The sequence below is a fragment of the Fluviicola taffensis DSM 16823 genome, assembly GCF_943372375.1.
In the GTDB taxonomy this organism is placed as follows: domain Bacteria; phylum Bacteroidota; class Bacteroidia; order Flavobacteriales_D; family Crocinitomicaceae; genus Fluviicola; species Fluviicola taffensis_A.
In genome coordinates, this window is sequence record NZ_CALRYJ010000021.1 from 1 (window position 1) to 19731 (window position 19731).

Here is a 19731-nt window from a genome sequence, read left to right on the forward strand (position 1 = left end):
TATCATGAAAAAAATCACTTATTTGCTGTCTTTGTCAGCCTTGCTCTTTAGCACTCAATTAATTGCCCAGGAAAACACCATTTCGGAAAACGGAAATGTCGGATTAGGAACGGGAACAACCGCACCCACCGAACGTTTAACAGTTGCAGGTTCAGCCCGCATTGATTCAACCCTTATTGTAAGCGATTCGGTAACTATGTCATCCAGCGCCCGCGTTGGAGCAGACTTAAAGGTTGATGGAGACTTATATCTTCCGAATATCACTCAATTGGACGGTCTTCAGAATGAAACAATTCTCGTTAGCGGTGCGAATGGCATTACTCAAAAACTTGCTATCGGAGCTTTACGAGATGTAATCTATTCGCGAAACTGTGATTTGATAGGAGGAAGTGTTACAAGTCCTTCCTGGGCAAACGGACCGAACAAACTGTTCAGTGAATGTCCTAATGTTTTGGTGGGAATTGGAACTAGCACGCCGACCCGAAATCTGGATGTAGTGGGTGTTGCAAAGGTTTCCTCTCACATTTGGTCAAATGGATCTCTTTCTGTTGGTGCGGATATGAACACCTTCTCCAAATGCTTTATCGCCAATACCAATCGCACAGCTGCAATCCAGGTAAAAGCAACGGGGAATACCCAGCCTTATCAGCGTTTGCTATTCTTCGAATATGACAATGCGGACACCAAAATTTTGGAAGTCACAAACACTTCTACGAGCAGAAGCCCTTTTGTTTTAAAAGCGGATGGGGCGATGGATATTGATAACGGAGTTACCAACACCCTTCATTTGGGAACAGACGGAATGTTCTCCATCAGTAACAACACAAGAAAAACATTTGTGGTTGAAGCAAACGGATTAACAAGAGCACGGAAAATCAAAGTAGATGCGGATGTTTGGGCGGATTATGTCTTTGAAGCGGATTACAAGTTAATGCCATTAGCGGATGTGGAAAGTTTCCTGAAAGAACACAAACACTTACCATCGATTCCATCCGAAAAGGTCATGAAAGAAGAAGGGATTGATCTGGCTGAAATGAATGTCAAAATGATGGAGAAGATTGAAGAATTGACTTTGTACCTGATTCAGCAAAACAAAGAGTTAGAGAAAATGAAAGCAGAATTGGAAACTTTAAAAAGACAGAACTAATGAGAAGTATTCTATTAGCAATCTTGGGAGCGATTCTGTTCTCTCTCATTGCACCAACGACCAGTCTTGGTCAAAGTACGAACCCCAATATGCACGGCTGGCATGCCAAATATTGGTTCTACCGCTGGCGTCTCCGAAATGACTTCATGGTTATGGGAGAAGGTCCGGGGCAAAGTTTGGTTGCCGAGAGCCGAAATCTCAATCGTGGACAATTCATGAAATGGGCGGATGCAACGATCATGCACGGATATTATTTAACCATGTTGGCTATTGAACACAAGATCCTGGAAGACAAAGGAAGAACGGAAGACTTGAAAAACAATGAGCGAGAGTTGTATTATGCCATCAAAGCCTTTGAACGTTTGGATTACGTCTCCGAAACTTTCTATTCTTCCGAGCCTGGTTTTGATGAACCTTTTCGGGTGGGTGATGCAACCTTACCACCTGATGTCAACGGTTATTTTTTCAGGGATGATGTACCCCCCACTTTTTTAAACACGAATCAATTCCCTAGTGTCACTCCTAATTTCACTCCAAACTATTATTCCTTGACGAATCAGAAAACAGGAATTGATTACGGACAAATGAATTATAGTCAAAGCGATTACTCAGGATTGTGGGGTATTACTAATCCAGGTGATGGTAATTCTGCACCTGATTTAAATGTTCCTCAACATCCAATTGTAAATTATGAAGCAGGAACTCAACCAACAGATAATGGTGAAGATTCACCTTATGGTTTCGGAGAGGCCAGCCAGGACCAGATTATCCGTTTACTATTAGGTTTTTTTGCCATTGTAAAGAGTATTCCGGATGTTACCTACCAAGTTGATTTGGACAATAATGGAACAATGGATGTATTTATGAATTTCAATCAGGAGGCCAAGCGACATAGTACCAATATGATCGGAAGGCTGGCTGGGCAGTTCAGTGGAACACTGAATGTGCCTTTGAATTCAAACTGGCCGATTCTTTATCCATCTTTGGGAATACCGGGCATGCCATCTTGGTCGGTTATTAATCCACGGGAAAAAACAGCAGATATTGGGGACTTTCTATTTCAATATATGATTCCCATGCAACTAGTAGCTGACCCTTTATTCACAACTGATAATAACATTGGACTTGGTTCTTCCAGCTATGCTACCGTACTAAGTTACAACCCAGCAGCACAGCTTGCTTGGAATTTAGGAATCAATGGTTATGATGACGTTGGAAATGTGAAAATGGCTTTGATCCTGAATGTCATTTCCAATAGTGGCTCCGGTTTAATACCGGTACCTCGTTTTGTAGCCAATAAAAGTGCTGATATGGATATCGATGGTTTGTATGTACCGCTATACGACTACTTCTGGGATTGGAATCCAACAGATAACGAGAATGATGTCGAGCGGAAACAGCATGCCTATAATTACGCTAACCTGATGCTGGAAGCAGCACCCTGTGTTGGACCTCATAACTTTGGTTATACCAATATTCATAAACCTGACCATTCGCAAGCCGAAGGACCTTATTCAGCAGTTCAAGACCCGGACGGGATTCCTTACTATTGGAATGTTCCTTTTGTTTTTGATGTAGATCATGACCGTTGGGACGATGGAAAAGTAGATATTGTCGAGGCTCAAGAATATGGACCTCCACAAACAACCGGATATAAAATTGATGAAGGTTGGTTTTCCGGAATGGATTACATGCTGTTATACAACCTCATTTATGCCAATAACGAAGGAGACAAACCACTCTACCACGATTTGATTAACCGGGTGGTGGATTACGACATTAATACCGATGATTATACGGACATGATGGTGTACACAGGAGAAGGGTTGATGATTGGTGCATTTGAAAACCTGAAAGTGAGCGGGAATATTTACGGAAACACACCTGTAACCTTGAAAGCGCTCGATTATGTGCAATTGGATGCGGGAATTTACGATCCGAATAACCTTCCAGATGGAATTACCGTTGAAGTAGGAAAAATTACCTGCGGAAATGATTTCACCTCTTCCAATACCCCTTATTCCATCGACCAATGTCAGACCTGTGGTTTGGAGAACCAGGTTGGAAGTTTTGTGTCTCCGATAGCAAGTGGAAAGGATCGAAGCTTACCGATGAAAATGCCAACAATGTCCGAGTTTGAAGAACGCGCAAAATTAAGTCAGACTGCTACCATTGAAAATGAAGTCACCGTATTTCCAAATCCTACAAGTGATTTTCTACAAATTACAGCAGATGGAGAATTGCAACAGATCGTTGTTTTAGATCAGAACGGTGCAGAGTTAAAACAATTTGTCCCTTCGAATAATTTATACGATATTCGTGAACTGGCATCTGGAATATATACCATTATTCTAACATTCAATAACAATGAAACAAAACACATTAAAGTGGTTAAGTTGTAGTCTGATTCTACTAGTTGCTCTTTCCTGTAAAAAGAAAAAAGGAGCCTTGGATGATTTTGATTCAGGAAGATTTGATTTCGTTTGCATTTGGAATCATAATGGAGTGCAGGATACCGTAACCGGTGAGGTTTCCGGACCATATTCGCAATCCGAGTATTACTATTTTAATGTGAAGCAGGAATTAGGCGCGATAAGTTCCCTGAAAGAATTTCAGGTTGGGTATTACCCTAGAATGGTAAATGAACCGTTTAGTGCACATGCCTTGTATATAAGTGCTAAAATTACTTCTGAGGAGCATGATGCAGAGCACTTATGGGTCAGTTTTCAGAATGAAAATCCATCGGTCGGCGAACTTGTAACCGGTACATTTACATTAACCCGAAAAGAATAAGAACATGCTTGGAATTAGAATGATGCCTTTTTTGCTTATTTGTTTATTCTTATGTGGCTGCAAAAAAGAAAACGGGAAACATACCTACGAAATGCGTCTAATTTTCGATAGTGGTGATGTTTTTACTGATTATGGTAAGATAGAAGAAAAAAGCCTTAAAAGGAGGAAGGGTCAGGAGCTATATGTTGATGTCTTTAACGGATATATGTTCCTCAAAGTAAATGACAAGAAATTTATCTGTGCCGACAAACTTTTTTTAAGAAGTGATGCTCCTGTCGCTTTTGCGGGTGGTCAATCAGGAGTCTTTAATGGAGATATCTACTTTGAAGGAAATTACACCCAAAAAGGAAGAGCGTATACTGTAGACAATGGAACCTTTGAATTTATCTGGCGTGATGATGTAACTGGAGAACCGGTTAATAGCATTGTCTATAAAGGAAAATGGACTCTGGAGCGGTAGTAAAACCATTAGAATGAAATAATCCCCCTTGAACTGAGTTTAAGGGGGATTTTTGTTTTTAATTTATAAACCACGAGCAAATTGCATTAAAACACCTTGATCAGTCAATACTGCGCATTTTTGTGTAATCATTTTAAAACTCATTATATTTGAGTGTTTTTAAATCCTATTCATTGAAATGAAACAAAACACATTAAAGTGGTTAAGTTGTAGTCTGATTCTACTAGTTGCTCTTTCGTGCAAAAAGAAGAAGGGAGCATTGGATGATTTTGATTCAGGAAGATTTGATTTTGTTTGCATCTGGAATAACAATGGGGTTCAGGACACCACAATTGGCGAGGTATCAGGACCGTATTTGCAATCTATGAATTATTATTTTCGAGTGAAACAAGAATTAGGAGGCATAAGTTCTTTGAAAGAGTTCAAAGTTGGAACTTATAAAGGAATGACAAATACAAATTTTTATGCCCCTGCACTGTATATCGATGCAATTATTGCTTCTTCTGATCACGACTCAGATAATTTATTTGTAAGTTTTGAATCCGGAAGTATGTTGAGTGGAACTTTTAAACTAACCAGAAAACAGTAGCTATGTTTAGAATCAGATTAATACCCATTTTTATTGTTTGTTTGTTGTTTGTAGTTGCAGGATGCAAAAAGGAAAATGGGAAACATACCTATGAAATGAAACTGATGTTTGATAATGGTGATGTTTACAAGGATTATGGGATAATGTATGAAAAACCAATCCATGGGAAAAAATACAGGGATAAAATTCACGATGCGTTCAATTTGAACGAATCCCAAGGAAAAGCAGTATACATTGAAGTTTTTAACGGATATATTCTCCTAAAGGTGGATGATAATAAATTTGTATGTTCAGACCAACTCTTTTGGGAAGGTATGGTTGGAGACATATACCTTGAGGGAAATTACACTCAAAAAGGAAGAGCCTATACTGTAAGCGACGGACATTTTGAAGTCATTTGGCGCGATGAGCTTGGCAACCCGGTTTCCAATTCAGTTTTAACTGGCAAATGGACTTTGGAGCGTTAGTAAAACAATCAGAATGAAATTATCCCCCTTGAATTTAATTTAAGGGGGATTTTTGCTTTCAATACCTGAAACTGCAAACAAATTGCGGTAAAACAGCATTGACCATTTAATAATTGCGCATTTATGTGTAATTGTTGAGAAAATATTTTATATTTGGAGCAGTTACTGAAATGCCATTCATTCAATGAAACAACTAAGTCATCCACTTACCTTATCTATATTCTTTGTTTTAATATCCGTTTTTTCCTTCGGTCAGGAAATTTGCAACAACAACATCGATGATGACGGTGATCGCTTGATTGATTTGTATGATATCGAGGATTGTCCGTGTACCAGGGCAGATACATTCAAAATTTCTTTGATCCCGAATCCTTCTTTTGAGAACACTAATTGTATTCCATCGGGTTACAGCCAGTTAAACTGTGCGGAAGGTTGGGAACAGGCAACTTTGGCAACCTCCGATTTGTTTTCTCCGTTAGGTTTCATGCCTAGTTATGTACCATTACCTATACCGGATGGGACTAACTGCATCGGAACTATTATTGATTTAGATTATCGGGAATATGTTGGAACCCGCTTGAATGGACCTTTACTAGCTGGGCAGTCTTATTTACTAAAATTCAATGTCGCAGCGAATACAATTCCTGAATGGGCATTCGAATTTCATCCCACTGTTGTCGATTTAGTTCTATTTGGGAAAACCAGCTATGAGTCGTTTCCTCTTCAAACAGCTTTTTGTCCTGAAAACTTTGGATGGAAAGAAATTGGAAGGATCGGTTATACAACACAAGATGTATGGAGCTCAATATCCGTATTTTTCACGCCTGAAGAAGATATTTATTCAGTCATGTTGGGAGGAGGGTGCAATGATTCTGATACTCCTGTTTATATCCTATGGGACAACCTTCAGTTAAATCGTGCAGATGACGAAATCATCTACTACGTCCCCAACACCTTCACTCCAAACGGAGATGAGCACAACAATATCTTCAATCCGGTTTTTGTTTGTGGTTACGATCCGCTGGAATACCGCTTTGAGATTTATAATCGTTGGGGAGAAATTGTGTTTACTTCCTTAGATGCAGAAATGGGATGGGATGGAACTTACAATGGCTTACCTACCAAAGAAGGTGTTTTCGGTTGGAAACTGGAATATAAAGCGGAAAATACTACGGAAAAGAAGGTGTTGACCGGGCATGCGAACTTACTCAGATAAAGTAACCTTCAATCAAACCACCTTCACCCGATTCTCTATCAACTGATAGCGCTCATTGCTTTCGGGACATACAGCAAACCCTTTTTCATCAAATGTCAGGCGGTGTCCAAAAGCGCTCATCCAACCGATTTGTCTTGCCGGATTTCCTACGACCAATGCATAGGCCGGAACTTCTTTGGTGACAACTGATCCCGCTCCGATGAATGCGTATTCGCCGATATCATTTCCGCAAACGATAGTTGCATTCGCACCGATGGAAGCGCCTTTTCGTACGATTGTTTTGGAATATTGATCTCTCCTGTTCACAGCTGAACGCGGATTCATCACGTTGGTGAACACCATGGATGGTCCCAGGAATACGTCGTCTTCACAGATAACGCCTGTGTAAATCGATACGTTATTTTGAATCTTGACATTGTTTCCCAGAATCACTTCCGGGGAAACCACCACGTTTTGTCCGATATTACATTTCTCACCGATCGTGCAATTGGGCATGATGTGCGAAAAGTGCCAAATCTTGGTTCCTTCACCAATGGTGCAACCGGCATCAACTACGGCTGTTTCGTGTGCAAAATAGTTTGACATAGTTAAAAGTGATAAGTAAAAAGGGCACTTCGACTGCGCTCAGTGTCCTTTCAATTCATCCAAAAGGTGGTTGAGCGGAGTCGAAACCCCTTTTCAATTAATATTATCGAACGATATACTTCTCAAAATCGATGTGATCCGATTGGTACAATTCTTCCTTGGTTAAACTTTTAAAATAGGCATAAGTCCGTTTCAAACCTTCCGCCCGGTCGATTTTTGGTTCCCAGCCCAATAATTTCCGTGCTTTCGTGATATCCGGCTGACGCTGTTTCGGGTCATCCACAGGCAAATCCTTGTAAATGACTTTTTGGTTTGTTCCTGTCAACTTGATGATCTCTTCCGCAAACTGACTGATGGTGATCTCATCCGGATTTCCAATGTTGATCGGGTCTGAACAATCGCTGTGCAATAAACGCACAATTCCTTCCACCAAATCATCCACATAACAGAATGAACGTGTTTGGGAACCGTCTCCGAAAATGGTCAGGTCTTCCCCACGCAATGCTTGTCCGATAAATGCAGGCAATACACGTCCGTCGTTCAAACGCATGCGCGGTCCGTAGGTATTGAAGATGCGCACGATACGCGTTTCAAGTCCATGAAATGTATGGTATGCCATCGTAATCGCTTCCTGGAAACGCTTCGCTTCGTCATAAACACCTCTTGGTCCTACCGGATTCACATTCCCCCAATATTCTTCCGTTTGCGGATGAACTGTCGGGTCGCCATAAATCTCGGATGTACTCGCAATCAATACGCGTGCATTTTTCACACGTGCCAATCCCAAACAATTGTGAATTCCCAGGGAACCCACTTTCAAGGTCTGGATAGGGATTTTCAGGTAATCAATCGGGCTTGCCGGAGACGCGAAATGTAGAATGTAATCCAATTCGCCGGAAACATGAATGAACTTGCTCACATCGTGGTTATAAAACTCGAAGTTTTCCAACTGGAACAAGTGTTCGATGTTTTTTAAACGACCCGTGATGAGATTATCCATTGCAATCACATGGTAATCGTCCTTGATGAACCGATCACACAGATGAGAACCTAAAAATCCGGCTGCTCCGGTAATCAATATGCGTTTTCTACTTGTACTCATGTTATTTCGATACTACGGATCTACCAATTGAGCTATAATAGAAGCCCTTATTATTCATTTCAGAGACCTCGAACAGGTTTCTTCCATCGAAGATAACGGAATCTTTCATCAACGACTTCATTTTGTCAAAATCAGGATTTCTAAACACTCCCCACTCGGTGCAGATCAGCAAAGCATCCACATCCTTTAAAGCGTCGTATTCATTCTCCGAAAACGAAATTTGAGTTCCAACCACCGCTTTCACATTTTCCATCGCTTCCGGATCATACGCCGTCACAATTGCTCCTGCTTTAGTCAGTTCTTCAATCATATACAATGCAGGTGCTTCGCGAATATCATCGGTATCCGGTTTGAAAGCCAAGCCCCATAAAGCAATTTTCTTTCCTGTAAGATCTCCTCTGAAGAAATTCTGCATTTTAGGGAACAGAACGGTTTTCTGGGATTCATTGACAGCCATCACTGCTTTCAGAATCTCGAATGAAAATTGGTTTTCAGCTCCGGAATTGTACAATGCGTGAACATCTTTCGGGAAACAAGAACCACCGTATCCGATACCCGGGAATAAAAAGCGTTTACCGATCCGTTCATCCGAACCGATTCCAATGCGTACTTTATCTACGTCCGCACCAACCAATTCACAGAAATTCGCGATTTCATTCATGAAAGTGATCTTGGTAGCCAAAAATGCATTTGCAGCATATTTGGTCAACTCTGCAGATTTTTCATCCATGAAAATGATCGGGTTTCCCTGACGAACAAATGGTTTATATAATTGCTCCATGATGCGTTCGGCACGTTCGGAAGAAGTCCCCAAAACCACACGGTCGGGCTTCATGAAATCATCCACCGCAAATCCTTCTCTCAGGAACTCCGGATTGGAAACCACGTCAAAATCCACTGTTGCATTTTTTGCAATCGCAGCGTGAACCTTCTCCGCAGTTCCAACAGGAACCGTACTTTTATCTACAATAACCTTGTAATCCTTCAATAATTTACCCAAATCGTCCGCAACGCCCAAAATGTATCTCAAATCAGCCGAACCATCTTCACCCGGAGGTGTCGGTAAAGCCAAAAAGATAATTTCCGCATCCCGAATTCCCTCTTCCAGATTGGTAGTGAAAGACAGACGATTCGCTTTAATATTCCGTTCAAAAAGCACATCCAAATGCGGTTCGTAAATGGGAACTTCCCCATTGCGCATACGTTCTACTTTTTTACTATCAATGTCTACACAGATAACCTGATTCCCTGTTTCAGCAAAACATGTTCCGGTAACCAAACCGACATAACCGGTTCCAACAACAGCAATTTTTTTCATGTACTAGTTAGCGTTTAAGAAGTTCAGAATTTCAGAACAAATAAGGGTTTGTTGTTCTTCTGTCATTTCTGTATGAATAGGGAATGAAATCACGCATTTCGTTAATTCTTCCGTCACCGGAAGATCCAGGTCCTGCAAGTTGAATGATTTGAACATTCCTTGTTTGTGGGCAGGAGCCGGGTAATAGATCATCGATGGGATATCTTTTGATGCCAGATAATTTTGTAATGCATCCCGGTCAACACCTTTCAATTGAACCGTATATTGGTGAAATACATGTTTTGATTTTCCGTCTCTAAATGGCGTTTCGATTTTATCTGATGCTCCAAGAACCTTATCGTAAAAATCCGCCACTTTAATTCGAGCAGCCACGTATTCATCCAATTTCGGAAGTTTTACGTTCAAAATCGCTGCCTGAATTGCATCCAATCGGGAGTTACAACCTACCACATCGTGCTGGTATTTCACTTTTTGACCGTGATTGGCAACCATTCTCAGTTGAGCAGCCAATTCATCGTCATTGGTGAACATGGCGCCACCATCTCCGTAACAACCCAGATTCTTTGACGGAAAAAAGCTTGTGCAACCAATATCTCCAATAGTTCCCAATTTTCGCGTTTCTCCCGTTTCCGAATAATAATCCGAACCAATTCCCTGCGCGTTGTCTTCCACAACAAACAAGTTATGCTTCTTCGCAATTTTCATGATCGCATCCATATCTGATGCCTGACCATATAAATGAACCGGAACGATCGCTTTCGTTTTGGGAGTGATTGCAGCCTCAATTTTTGAAGGATCCATGCAGAATGTCTTCGAATCCACATCTACAAACACCGGAGTTAACCCCAATAAGGCAATAACTTCCGTTGTAGCAATGTAAGTGAACGATGGTGTGATGACCTCGTCACCTGCTTTTAAGCCCAAAGCCATCATTGCAATTTGCAAGGCATCTGTTCCATTTGCACACGGAATCACATGTTTCACATCCAGATACGCTTCCAGTGATTTTTGAAAACGCTGAACAACAGGTCCACCAATGAAAATCGATGAATCCAGAACTTCCTGAATAGCTGAATCGATATCCGTTTTTATAGCTTGGTACTGAGTGGCCAAGTCAACCATTTGAATTTTTTTCACGTGCTTAATCTATGTAGATGACTTAAATTTAATTCTATTCCTACAAAATTAATAAAAGCACTGAATTATTATTAACCACATAGGTACATAGTGCACATCGAGAATTGATGAAGTATAGTTATTGGAGAATCTCACAAACTTATCGGATGTTATTGATTTAACAAACCATTGGGATTCTGATACAAATCAAGATTACAAAACTATGTGGTCTATGTACCTATGTGGTTCCAAAGACCCGCATCTTACTCCGAAAGAACCATTGTATTGAAAACCTTTTCCATTTGTTCCACCGTGTATTCGGAAGAGCAGTTGAAATTATTGATGATGAGTGAAAAGCAAATGCGTTTCCCGGATTTTGTTTCCGCATATCCTGAATAAGCCTTGATTCGCTTCATGGTCCCGCTCTTTGCATGGATTTTCCCTTCACCCGGTTGATTCTTACAAACGGATGAAAGCGTTCCGGAAACTCCCGCAACCGGCAAGGTTCCGTAAAATGCATCGAACTCTTTGGCAGTTGTCATGTATTTCAACATCTCACAGAAATGACTCGCTGAAATGGCATTGCTTCTGGATAATCCCGAACCATCCGTGATGTAAAGTCCGATGGTATTGATCTTGCCCGACCAATAACTCATCATTCTGGCGATACTATTATCTATTGAACCGTTTCCGGATGTTCCATAACCGATCCAACACAAGACTTCTTCTGCGAATAAATTCACGGATTTCATATTGGTCCACCAGGCAATGGACCCCAATGTCTTTCCTTTGTAGGTAAAGAACAATTTCATGGTCGCATATCGGGTGGTTGCGGATGAAAGGTTTAGATTCCGGGCTGCAAGTGCCGTTTCTTTCACCTCAATTCCCTTCGACTTTAAAACCCGGGTGAATTCTTGCGAAAAAGAGAGTTCGGAATCCGGCAGACTTCCTTTGACTGTGAATTTGCCTAATCCGGCTCCCAGGGTCCCGGTTCCAAACCGATCCATAGAATAAGGTGCACCATAGATATATGCATTGTCTCCTGAGCCACCTGTCTGGATGTAATTGGCATATTTCAAGCCCTCAATGGAAGGACTTGTCCCAAGAAAAGTGGTTTTTGTTCCGCTTTTTGCTCCCACCTGGAAATGATAGCGCAACATGTTATCGTAAATAGGTAATCCGGAAGCTCCGGCTCCATAATAATTTCCCATATCTCCCCAATTCCAGCCATCGGGAGCACCTTCGTATCCAAACTCCGAACCGTCGGCTACGATCGCTCCGTTGATTTTCTTGATTCCCAATTTAACAAGAGTATCCACCCATTTTTCCATGAATTCATCCTCCCTGCCTTCTCCATTATAATAGCGGCTTCCAAGAGCAACATCTCCTCCACCCCGAATCCACAGATTCCCATTCAAAACCCCGTCTTTGGAAAGTGCCCCATCCAGGTAAATCCGCGTTTGAGGCGCATAATTCTTCCCCAGTAACTGAAAGGCAGTAGCGGTAGCAAATAATTTAGTCGTGGACGCCGGCGACAATGCGAGCGAAGGGTTTTTTGATGCGATGATTTGTCCGGTAGAACAATCCATTGCCATGAAACTGATGGATGCATTCGAAAAATAGGCATTCGAAGAAAATGCATCGATTGCCGTTTGAATCGAATTCTGGGAAAAACTAAAATTCCCTACTAAAAGAGGGATTAATCCGATTGAAAAAATGCGTAACATCCGCTTGAAATGAATCATACCATAAAGTTCTGCTTTATGCGCTTGCAAAATTTCTGCCACTTAAAAACTTTTGAACAGTTCGATTAGGAAAGTTTCCATTTCACGGTTTCCAATTATCATTTCACATCCGCTTTTAGTTAGATTATCCTTACTTTTGACACTATTCTTAAAAAAATATAACAACTGCGAAATAATGCCAAAAGTGCTGAGAATCATTAATCGATTCAATATTGGTGGACCAACTTACAATGCTACTTTCTTAACGAAATTCATCTCGGAAGATTATGAGACATTATTAGTCGGCGGTTTACCGGAAAAGGACGAATCGGATTCTTTGCATATTCTGGAAGATTACGGGGTCAAACCCTTATTGATCCCTGAAATGAAGCGGATTCCCAATTTTCGCTCAGACCGGGAGGCATATCGGAAAATCAAACAGATCATTGAAGAATTCCAGCCGGACATTGTCCATACACATGCGGCAAAAGCCGGAGCTTTGGGAAGAAAAGCGGCAAAAGCATGCGGTGTTCCGATCATTGTCCATACATTTCATGGTCATGTTTTTCATTCCTATTTCGGGAAAGCAAAAACGCTACTCTATAAGGTCATTGAACGCAGACTGGCGAAACTTTCCACCGGAATCATCGCCATCAGTCCTATTCAAAAGGAAGAATTAAGTTCCATCCACGGCATTTGCAAGCCTCAGAAAATAAAGGTCATTCCACTTGGTTTCGACCTGATAAAGTTTCAGGAAAACCTACCCGAAAAAAGGGTGGAAACAAGATCGAGATGGAAATTGGAACCCGATGAAGTTGCCGTTGCAATTGTGGGAAGGTTGGCTCCGATCAAAAACCACCGGTTGTTCCTGGATGTGATCGAACTACTTGCTGAAAAAGGAATCAAGGCCCGTTATTTCATTGTGGGTGACGGACAGGAAAAAGCTTCCATTGAGCAGCGGTCAAAAGAACTCGAAAAAAGATACGGGTTGAAGATCGAATTGACCAGTTGGATAAAAGATATTGCAACTTTTAATGCCGGCATGGACATCATCTGCCTGAGTTCAGATAACGAAGGAACACCCGTCAGTTTAATTGAAGCTCAAGCCAGCGGAGTTCCTGTCATCTCAACTGATGTAGGAGGAGTGAAGGATATTTTGAGTGAAGGTGAAACAGGCTTTGTTGTTCCGAAAAAAGATGCGGAATCGTTTGCTGAAAAACTACAGTTGCTGATCGAAAAGAAAGAAATTCGCGATAAAATGTCACAAAATGGCTGGAACTTCGTAAGAGATAAATTCCATTACACAACTTTGGTGAAAAACATGGAGAATTATTATACTGAACTAATAGAAAATTCGAGAAAAAATGCGAAATAAAGGAGTACTGTTTTCCTTACTGGTCGGTTTGTTCTTACTGCAATCCTGTGGGATTAATAGTAATCTCATGTTCCGGAGTCCCAAAGGAATGAAAGAAGTGAGAGATAGCATTCCTTTAAAACCCGTTGCCGAATATAAAATTTCAAGAGATGACAAATTTTCATTCATGCTCTATACCAATGAAGGGGAACGGATCGTCAATGAAATGGCCGGGATGAACAAGGAAGTTATCGCCAAAGCGGAAATAGAATATGTCGTAAGACCTGATGGAACTGCTGATCTCCCTATTCTTGGTGCTACCAAAGTTTCCGGATTCACGGTGAAGCAATGTGAAGACACCCTGGCGCATCTCTTCGAACAGAAAAACGGATACAATAAACCATTTGTGCAGGTAAAACTGACCAATCAACGGGTGATCGTCTTCCCTGGAAACGGAAGTGCCGCGAAAGTGATCCCACTCCAAAACAACAATACCACCCTCATGGAAGCAATCGCTCTTGCAGGAGGAATCGCAGAACGCGGAAAAGCAAATACCGTAAAGATCATGCGCGTCGTCAACGATGTCAGAACCATGTATGTGATTGACCTCTCTGTCATCGAAGGTCTTAAATATGCAGATATGATTGTTCAGGCAAACGACTTCATCTATATTGAACCAAAAGAACAAGTCGGACAGGAAACCCTGAAAGTGGTTGCTCCGATCGTATCTTTGGTATCCAGTGCTTTGGTAATCATTACCGTATTCTCAACCTTGAAATAACGTGAACAGTTCAAACTCCTCCATATTTATAAACAAGGATTACAATCCTATTATTGTGAGTGTGATCCTGCGCCGCTATTGGTGGTGGGTTTTAGCGCTGGTCACTTTCTTCATGAGTATCGCATTTTTCTATTTGAGATACACCAAACCTGTTTACGATTCGGCAATGATCATTCAGTTGGCTGAAAAGGACCAGGGAAAGGAATTGCTTGAAATAGATAATATCAACAAGAATGATGATATCTCCACCGAAATCGAATTACTCCGTTCGCAATTGTTATTTGAAATGGCCATTTCAAAAATGAATATGAACGTTTCAATTTTTGCTGAAGGAAAAATCCTGACAGAAGAAAAATACCATCAAAGTACGTTCACTGTGCTTCCTTATGCCCTTAGGGATAGCAGTCTTTGTGATATTCCTGTATGGGTTGAAACGATGGATCATCACAAGGTCAAGTTAACTTATACCTTGAACAACCAGACTTATTCAAAGGTTTCCGGTGTAAATCAGACCATTCGGACAAAACATTTCGATGTAGCCTTCAAAGTGGAAAACTGGGAGATCCTGAAACAGGATGACAACAACAACCGGCTTTACTTCACTTTTAACAACCAGAAGTCTCTGGCTTCCAGATTGATCGCGAATTTACAGGTGAATCCGGTTGATGTCAATGCAAAAACAATTGAATTAAGATACAACGGAAACAACCCTGAATTATGCAAGGACATCATTCAATCCGTTTCAACCACTTTTTTTCATTACGACGAAGAAATGAAACGGAAGAGTGCGGATAACATCCTTGCATTCATTCAATTGCAACTCGATTCCATTTCGGGGGAACTGAAAGATTCGAAGGACAGTCTGACCGATTTCCAACGCAAGACACATTTGACGGATCCGGAAAACACCACCGGTTCATTGACTGAAAACATGGATAAATTCCAGGATTTGCTCTTCGAGCTGGAGAATGAATCAGCGACCTTGAAAATGGTCAATCTGAAATTAAAATCAGAACCGAACCGCTTGGATATCTATCGCCTGATCCCTGAAATGCTTGGGAAGAGCTTTGAATTATCCTTGACGAAACAAATTACCGATCTGAATACCTTACTGGAACGGAAAGAAGAATTGCTCACCAATGTCACAGAGAATAATTCGGAACTGAAAACGCTCAATTCACGGATTCAATCAAAGATTCAGTCGATCAGAAGAAGTGTCGAGGTCATCCAGGAACGCATCCGGGCACAAATCAAAGTCATCAACGGCAAAATCGGGGTGATTGAAGGAGAATACCTGAAAATGCCTCAAAAGAAAATGGAATACAACCGTTTGAAATCGATGCAGGATTTGAATGAGAAATACTATACGATTTTGACAGAGAAAAAAGTCATGTACTCCATTTCGAATGCTGGTTACACTTCCAGCAACCGGGTATTGAATGAGGCATCACTGAACCTGGTTCCTGTCAGTCCGAATCGAAAATTGGTTTATGCAGGATTCGTCTTTGTCGGTTTCATCTTCGGTTTCGCATTCCTTTTCTTCAAGTATATCACATTCAATGAAATCAACTCCGTTGAAGATCTGAAACAACTGCTTCCGGATAAGATCACCATTTTGGGGAATATCCCTCAGTTGAAAGAAAGCTCCGAGTTCAGTCAATTGATGATCCATAACAATCCGAAATCGATTCTGGCAGAATCCATGCGGAATATTCGGACCAATCTTAGTTTCGTCAATTCCAATGCCCGGATAATCGCTATTTCCTCATCCATTTCAGGTGAAGGGAAAACCTTTGTTGCACTCAATCTGGCAGGAATTATTGCACTTTCCGGGAAGAAAACAATTGTCATCGACCTGGATTTGAGAAAACCCAAAGTTCATTTAGGATTAAATGTCCCCAACGAAAAAGGAATCAGCAACCTGATTATCAAACAAGCAACATTGGATGAATGCATCCGACACTCCGAAATTGAAAACCTGGATTTCATCAGTGCCGGGCCTATTCCCCCGAATCCTTCGGAATTGATCCTGAGCGATTCGTTTTTTGAAATTCTGGAAGCGTTGAAATCGCGTTACGATGTGGTGATTATTGACAATCCGCCGGTTGGTCTGGTTACAGATGGTGTTCAGATTCTCGCAAAAGCAGATGTTCCTATCTATATCTTCAAGGCACATTATTCAAAACGCATTTTTGCGGGAAGGGTTCGCGAATTATTTGACATGAATCAGATCACGCACCTCAACATCATTTTGAATGGTACAAAAGCTACCAAAGGGAAGTACGGCTATGGATACGGTTATGGGTATGGCTATTATGAGGAAGAGGACAAAAAGAAGAAGAAAAAGCAATAGCTTTTGAAGACTGAGACACGACAAACGTCAGTGCGAAAGTGTCGATGGAAAAGCAATAGCTTTTGAAGACTGAAGCTCTATCTGAAAAGACAGGTAAGCTGAAGGAAATAGAAGAATTAAAACCGAAGAAATAAATGGAATTTAAACGTACAGCTATTGCTGATGTGATATTGATGCAACCCACCGTTTTTGGAGATGATCGAGGATATTTCCTGGAGTCTTTTCACCAACAAAAATTCAATGATTTTATTGGTTCGGAAGTTTCTTTTGTTCAGGATAACGAATCGAAATCTTCCAAAGGTGTACTTCGTGGATTACACTTTCAAGCTCCTCCGCATGCACAGGGGAAATTAGTGCGTGTAATCAAGGGAAGTGTTTTGGATGTAGCTCTTGATATCCGCAAAAGTTCGCCGACTTACGGGCAGCACGTTTCTTTTATCCTAAGCGAGGAAAACAAAACCCAGGCATTTATTCCGGAAGGTTTTGCACATGGATTCGTTACGCTGGAAGACAATACCATTTTTCAATACAAATGCACCAATTGGTACCATCCATCCAGCGAAGGAAGCATCCTTTGGAATGATCCTGCGTTAAACATTCAATGGGAAGAAACCAAACCGATCTTATCTGAAAAAGATCAGTCTGGAGTTCTTCTGGCAAATTTTAACTCTCCATTTGCATAGTGTAACATGACATACGAAATAACTTTAGCCTGTCTCGGATTCCTGATCATGGGAATCATCATGAGTTACGTTTCAAATGGCCTTCTTTTGCGGTTTTCCCAAAGTCTCGGGATTCGCAACAAAAATGATGTTACCGTGCGTTGGGCGAATGAATCGAAACCTTCCTTGGGTGGAATCGGGTTCTTTGTTGCTTTCTTCTTCGGAACAGTAGCTTATTCGGTCATTTTCAATAACGAAAACATCTTTCAGAACAGACAGTTCGTAGGACTTCTCACGGCAGGTACCATTTCATTCATCATGGGATTGGCGGATGATGCCTACAACACCAGACCATTCATTAAATTGTTTGTTCAGATTCTTTGCGGGATCATTTTTGTCTACACCAACAATGTCATTGAACTGAGCGAAATAGGCTGGTTAAATTCCGTGATTACTGTCGTATGGGTCGTTGGAATCATGAATTCCTTGAACATGTTGGATAATATGGATGGAATAACCGGCACAACCGTGCTTTTTATCCTGATTTCCTGTTTGGCAACTAACATCATCCTTTTCGATTGGAACATGAATATCTGGACATTGACCATGTTCATTCAGATTGGCGCAACCATCGGTTTTTTGAGTTACAACATCCATCCTTCCAAGTTATTCATGGGAGATGCGGGAAGCCAGTTTGTCGGATTATTTGTTTCCTTCTTTTCAATCCACGAACTATGGAACGTAGGAAATACCACCCAACTGAATCCATTAACGGGAGCTGCGGTCACACTCATTGCCTTTACACCGGCTATTGCAGATACACTTACCGTTGTTATCAATCGCTTGAGAAAAGGAAAGTCTCCGATGGTTGGAGGAAAGGATCATACAACCCATCACCTGGTCTATTCCGGATTGAATGACAGACAGGTCTGGATCGTCTTTCTTGGAATCGGCTTAATGGCAACTATAGTGACGGTTCTTGCCGTAGTATTTGCAAAAATGGGCAATCCGTGGATGGCTTTCTTCCTGACAAGCTACTTTTTTGCAGTATTTTTTGTTTTATACCGTAACACCCTTATTCACAAGAAGTAGATTGCTTAATTTTGTAATGCTTTAATTGCGTTACATGAACAAGATATTCCTTTTACTAGTTGTTGGATTTTTGGCTGCCTGTCAGAACGAAAGAATAGAGAGAAAAAAAGAGGCCAGGCACAAGGAAGTGCTTGCTTCATCAGCGGTTATTTTTCCGGATTTACCCCAAAGTATGACCCTTGCGGGTACAACCATCAATCTTCAGGATGAAGATCTGCGTGAGCGATTGGACCGGGAAGTACTCATGACAGCGTATTATCAGAGTGCCTGGATTGGAGCAGTCAAACGCGCAAACCGTTATTTTCCTGAAATAGAACGCATCCTGAAAGAAGAAGGTGTTCCGGATGATTTCAAGTATCTGGCAATTATCGAAAGTAACCTCCAACAAGCTATTTCACCTGTTGGCGCACAAGGTTTCTGGCAATTTATGCCTGCAACTGCCAAGTTGTATGACCTGGAAATGAATGCGGAGATTGACGAACGCCTGAACATTGAAAAAAGCACACATGCCGCATGCCGCTACCTGAAAGATGCAAACAGAACCTTGAACGATTGGGTTATGACAACCGCAGCCTACAATCGCGGAGTCGGAGGTGTTCTCGAAGACATGAAATGGCAAGGAACGGAGCATTATTTTGATACGTACCAGAATAGTGAGACGGGCAGATATGTATTTCGACTATTAGCTACGAAACTCATTTATGAAAACCCGGAAGCTTACGGATTCTATCCGGAAAAAATGGAATTGTACGAACCATTCCATATCCAAAAGGTCATTGTCAATGAAACCATTCCGAATTTGGCCATTTGGGCGAATGATCAAGGCTTCAATATCAAAATTCTTCGTAAATTGAATCCTTGGTTGAAAACAACAAAATTGACCGTAAAAGGAGGAAGAAAATTCACGCTCATTTTACCTTCGGCTTCTGAAAACCTGAAACCATATAACGCATACAAATAACATTAAAGAAT

18 protein-coding genes are annotated in these 19731 nt (G+C 41.2%); 13 read left to right on the top strand and 5 right to left on the bottom strand.

The genetic code is table 11. From position 1 onward, the window contains the following. The 7 genes from AAG807_RS19150 to AAG807_RS19180 all read left to right on the top strand — a co-directional run. On the top strand, positions 1-1147 hold a 1147-nt coding region (locus tag AAG807_RS19150; protein WP_341907596.1), incomplete at its 5' end, for a hypothetical protein. Next, positions 1147-3549 (top strand): T9SS type A sorting domain-containing protein, encoded by a 2403-nt coding sequence (locus AAG807_RS19155; RefSeq protein WP_341907599.1) that lies wholly within the window; start codon positions 1147-1149, stop codon positions 3547-3549. The genes AAG807_RS19150 and AAG807_RS19155, both read left to right, overlap by 1 nt. Beyond that, complete coding sequence (locus AAG807_RS19160; protein WP_341907602.1) at positions 3515-3940, top strand: hypothetical protein; 426 nt, start codon at positions 3515-3517, stop codon at positions 3938-3940. The genes AAG807_RS19155 and AAG807_RS19160 overlap by 35 nt, the downstream gene beginning before the upstream one ends. 91 nt (positions 3941-4031) lie before the next feature. Then, positions 4032-4400 carry a hypothetical protein gene (locus tag AAG807_RS19165; RefSeq protein WP_341907604.1) on the top strand — a complete coding sequence of 123 codons (369 nt, stop codon included), beginning with the start codon at positions 4032-4034 and terminating at the stop codon, positions 4398-4400. 178 nt (positions 4401-4578) lie between these two features. After that, positions 4579-4989 carry a hypothetical protein gene (locus AAG807_RS19170; RefSeq protein ID WP_341907607.1) on the top strand — a complete coding sequence of 137 codons (411 nt, stop codon included), beginning with the start codon at positions 4579-4581 and terminating at the stop codon, positions 4987-4989. A 2-nt stretch (positions 4990-4991) separates the two neighbouring features. Further along, entirely contained in the window at positions 4992-5456 is a 465-nt protein-coding gene (locus AAG807_RS19175) for a hypothetical protein (protein WP_341907609.1), read from the top strand. Between the two features lie 184 nt (positions 5457-5640). Next, positions 5641-6672: a T9SS type B sorting domain-containing protein gene (locus tag AAG807_RS19180; protein ID WP_341907612.1), complete on the top strand. Its 1032-nt coding sequence runs from the start codon at positions 5641-5643 to the stop codon at positions 6670-6672. Between the two features lie 12 nt (positions 6673-6684). Here AAG807_RS19180 and AAG807_RS19185 read toward each other — a convergent pair whose 3' ends face one another. The 5 genes from AAG807_RS19185 to dacB all read right to left on the bottom strand — a co-directional run bounded on the left by AAG807_RS19185 (position 6685) and on the right by dacB (position 12580). Continuing rightward, positions 6685-7257 (bottom strand): acyltransferase, encoded by a 573-nt coding sequence (locus tag AAG807_RS19185; RefSeq protein ID WP_341907615.1) that lies wholly within the window; start codon positions 7255-7257, stop codon positions 6685-6687. Between the two features lie 103 nt (positions 7258-7360). Continuing rightward, the gene (locus AAG807_RS19190) at positions 7361-8359 is read right to left on the bottom strand and encodes a UDP-glucuronic acid decarboxylase family protein (protein WP_341907618.1); all 999 of its coding nucleotides are present in this window, start codon (positions 8357-8359) and stop codon (positions 7361-7363) included. A 1-nt stretch (position 8360) separates the two neighbouring features. Continuing rightward, entirely contained in the window at positions 8361-9677 is a 1317-nt protein-coding gene (locus AAG807_RS19195; RefSeq protein WP_341907621.1) for a UDP-glucose/GDP-mannose dehydrogenase family protein, read from the bottom strand. A gap of 3 nt (positions 9678-9680) precedes the next feature. After that, positions 9681-10814: a DegT/DnrJ/EryC1/StrS family aminotransferase gene (locus AAG807_RS19200; RefSeq protein WP_341907623.1), complete on the bottom strand. Its 1134-nt coding sequence runs from the start codon at positions 10812-10814 to the stop codon at positions 9681-9683. Positions 10815-11056: 242 nt separating this feature from the next. Further along, complete coding sequence (gene dacB, locus AAG807_RS19205) at positions 11057-12580, bottom strand: D-alanyl-D-alanine carboxypeptidase/D-alanyl-D-alanine-endopeptidase (protein WP_341907627.1); 1524 nt, start codon at positions 12578-12580, stop codon at positions 11057-11059. Positions 12581-12722: 142 nt separating this feature from the next. On the opposite strand from dacB, the gene AAG807_RS19210 reads away from it, so the two are divergent. The 6 genes from AAG807_RS19210 (at position 12723) to AAG807_RS19235 (ending at position 19720) form a co-directional block, all read left to right on the top strand. Next, the gene (locus AAG807_RS19210; protein ID WP_341907630.1) at positions 12723-13892 is read left to right on the top strand and encodes a glycosyltransferase; all 1170 of its coding nucleotides are present in this window, start codon (positions 12723-12725) and stop codon (positions 13890-13892) included. Beyond that, the gene (locus AAG807_RS19215) at positions 13882-14652 is read left to right on the top strand and encodes a polysaccharide biosynthesis/export family protein (RefSeq protein ID WP_341907633.1); all 771 of its coding nucleotides are present in this window, start codon (positions 13882-13884) and stop codon (positions 14650-14652) included. The genes AAG807_RS19210 and AAG807_RS19215 overlap by 11 nt, the downstream gene beginning before the upstream one ends. A gap of 1 nt (position 14653) precedes the next feature. Next, complete coding sequence (locus AAG807_RS19220; RefSeq protein ID WP_341907636.1) at positions 14654-17005, top strand: polysaccharide biosynthesis tyrosine autokinase; 2352 nt, start codon at positions 14654-14656, stop codon at positions 17003-17005. A 134-nt stretch (positions 17006-17139) separates the two neighbouring features. Next, entirely contained in the window at positions 17140-17688 is a 549-nt protein-coding gene (gene rfbC / locus AAG807_RS19225) for a dTDP-4-dehydrorhamnose 3,5-epimerase (RefSeq protein ID WP_341907638.1), read from the top strand. A gap of 6 nt (positions 17689-17694) precedes the next feature. Further along, positions 17695-18759 (top strand): MraY family glycosyltransferase, encoded by a 1065-nt coding sequence (locus tag AAG807_RS19230; RefSeq protein WP_341907641.1) that lies wholly within the window; start codon positions 17695-17697, stop codon positions 18757-18759. A gap of 34 nt (positions 18760-18793) precedes the next feature. Then, entirely contained in the window at positions 18794-19720 is a 927-nt protein-coding gene (locus AAG807_RS19235) for a lytic transglycosylase domain-containing protein (RefSeq protein WP_341907644.1), read from the top strand. Positions 19721-19731 lie beyond the last annotated feature (11 nt).

What these genes read in the sequence shown, in the direction of transcription:
- AAG807_RS19155 (WP_341907599.1), top strand. Translation starts at nt 1,147, where the DNA reads ATGAGAAGTATTCTATTAGCAATCTTGGGAGCGATTCTGTTCTCTCTC.
- AAG807_RS19160 (WP_341907602.1), top strand. Translation starts at nt 3,515, where the DNA reads ATGAAACAAAACACATTAAAGTGGTTAAGTTGTAGTCTGATTCTACTA.
- AAG807_RS19165 (WP_341907604.1), top strand. Translation starts at nt 4,032, where the DNA reads ATGCGTCTAATTTTCGATAGTGGTGATGTTTTTACTGATTATGGTAAG.
- AAG807_RS19170 (WP_341907607.1), top strand. Translation starts at nt 4,579, where the DNA reads ATGAAACAAAACACATTAAAGTGGTTAAGTTGTAGTCTGATTCTACTA.
- AAG807_RS19175 (WP_341907609.1), top strand. Translation starts at nt 4,992, where the DNA reads ATGTTTAGAATCAGATTAATACCCATTTTTATTGTTTGTTTGTTGTTT.
- AAG807_RS19180 (WP_341907612.1), top strand. Translation starts at nt 5,641, where the DNA reads ATGAAACAACTAAGTCATCCACTTACCTTATCTATATTCTTTGTTTTA.
- AAG807_RS19185 (WP_341907615.1), bottom strand. Translation starts at nt 7,257, where the DNA reads ATGTCAAACTATTTTGCACACGAAACAGCCGTAGTTGATGCCGGTTGC.
- AAG807_RS19190 (WP_341907618.1), bottom strand. Translation starts at nt 8,359, where the DNA reads ATGAGTACAAGTAGAAAACGCATATTGATTACCGGAGCAGCCGGATTT.
- AAG807_RS19195 (WP_341907621.1), bottom strand. Translation starts at nt 9,677, where the DNA reads ATGAAAAAAATTGCTGTTGTTGGAACCGGTTATGTCGGTTTGGTTACC.
- AAG807_RS19215 (WP_341907633.1), top strand. Translation starts at nt 13,882, where the DNA reads ATGCGAAATAAAGGAGTACTGTTTTCCTTACTGGTCGGTTTGTTCTTA.
- rfbC (WP_341907638.1), top strand. Translation starts at nt 17,140, where the DNA reads ATGGAATTTAAACGTACAGCTATTGCTGATGTGATATTGATGCAACCC.
- AAG807_RS19230 (WP_341907641.1), top strand. Translation starts at nt 17,695, where the DNA reads ATGACATACGAAATAACTTTAGCCTGTCTCGGATTCCTGATCATGGGA.
- AAG807_RS19235 (WP_341907644.1), top strand. Translation starts at nt 18,794, where the DNA reads ATGAACAAGATATTCCTTTTACTAGTTGTTGGATTTTTGGCTGCCTGT.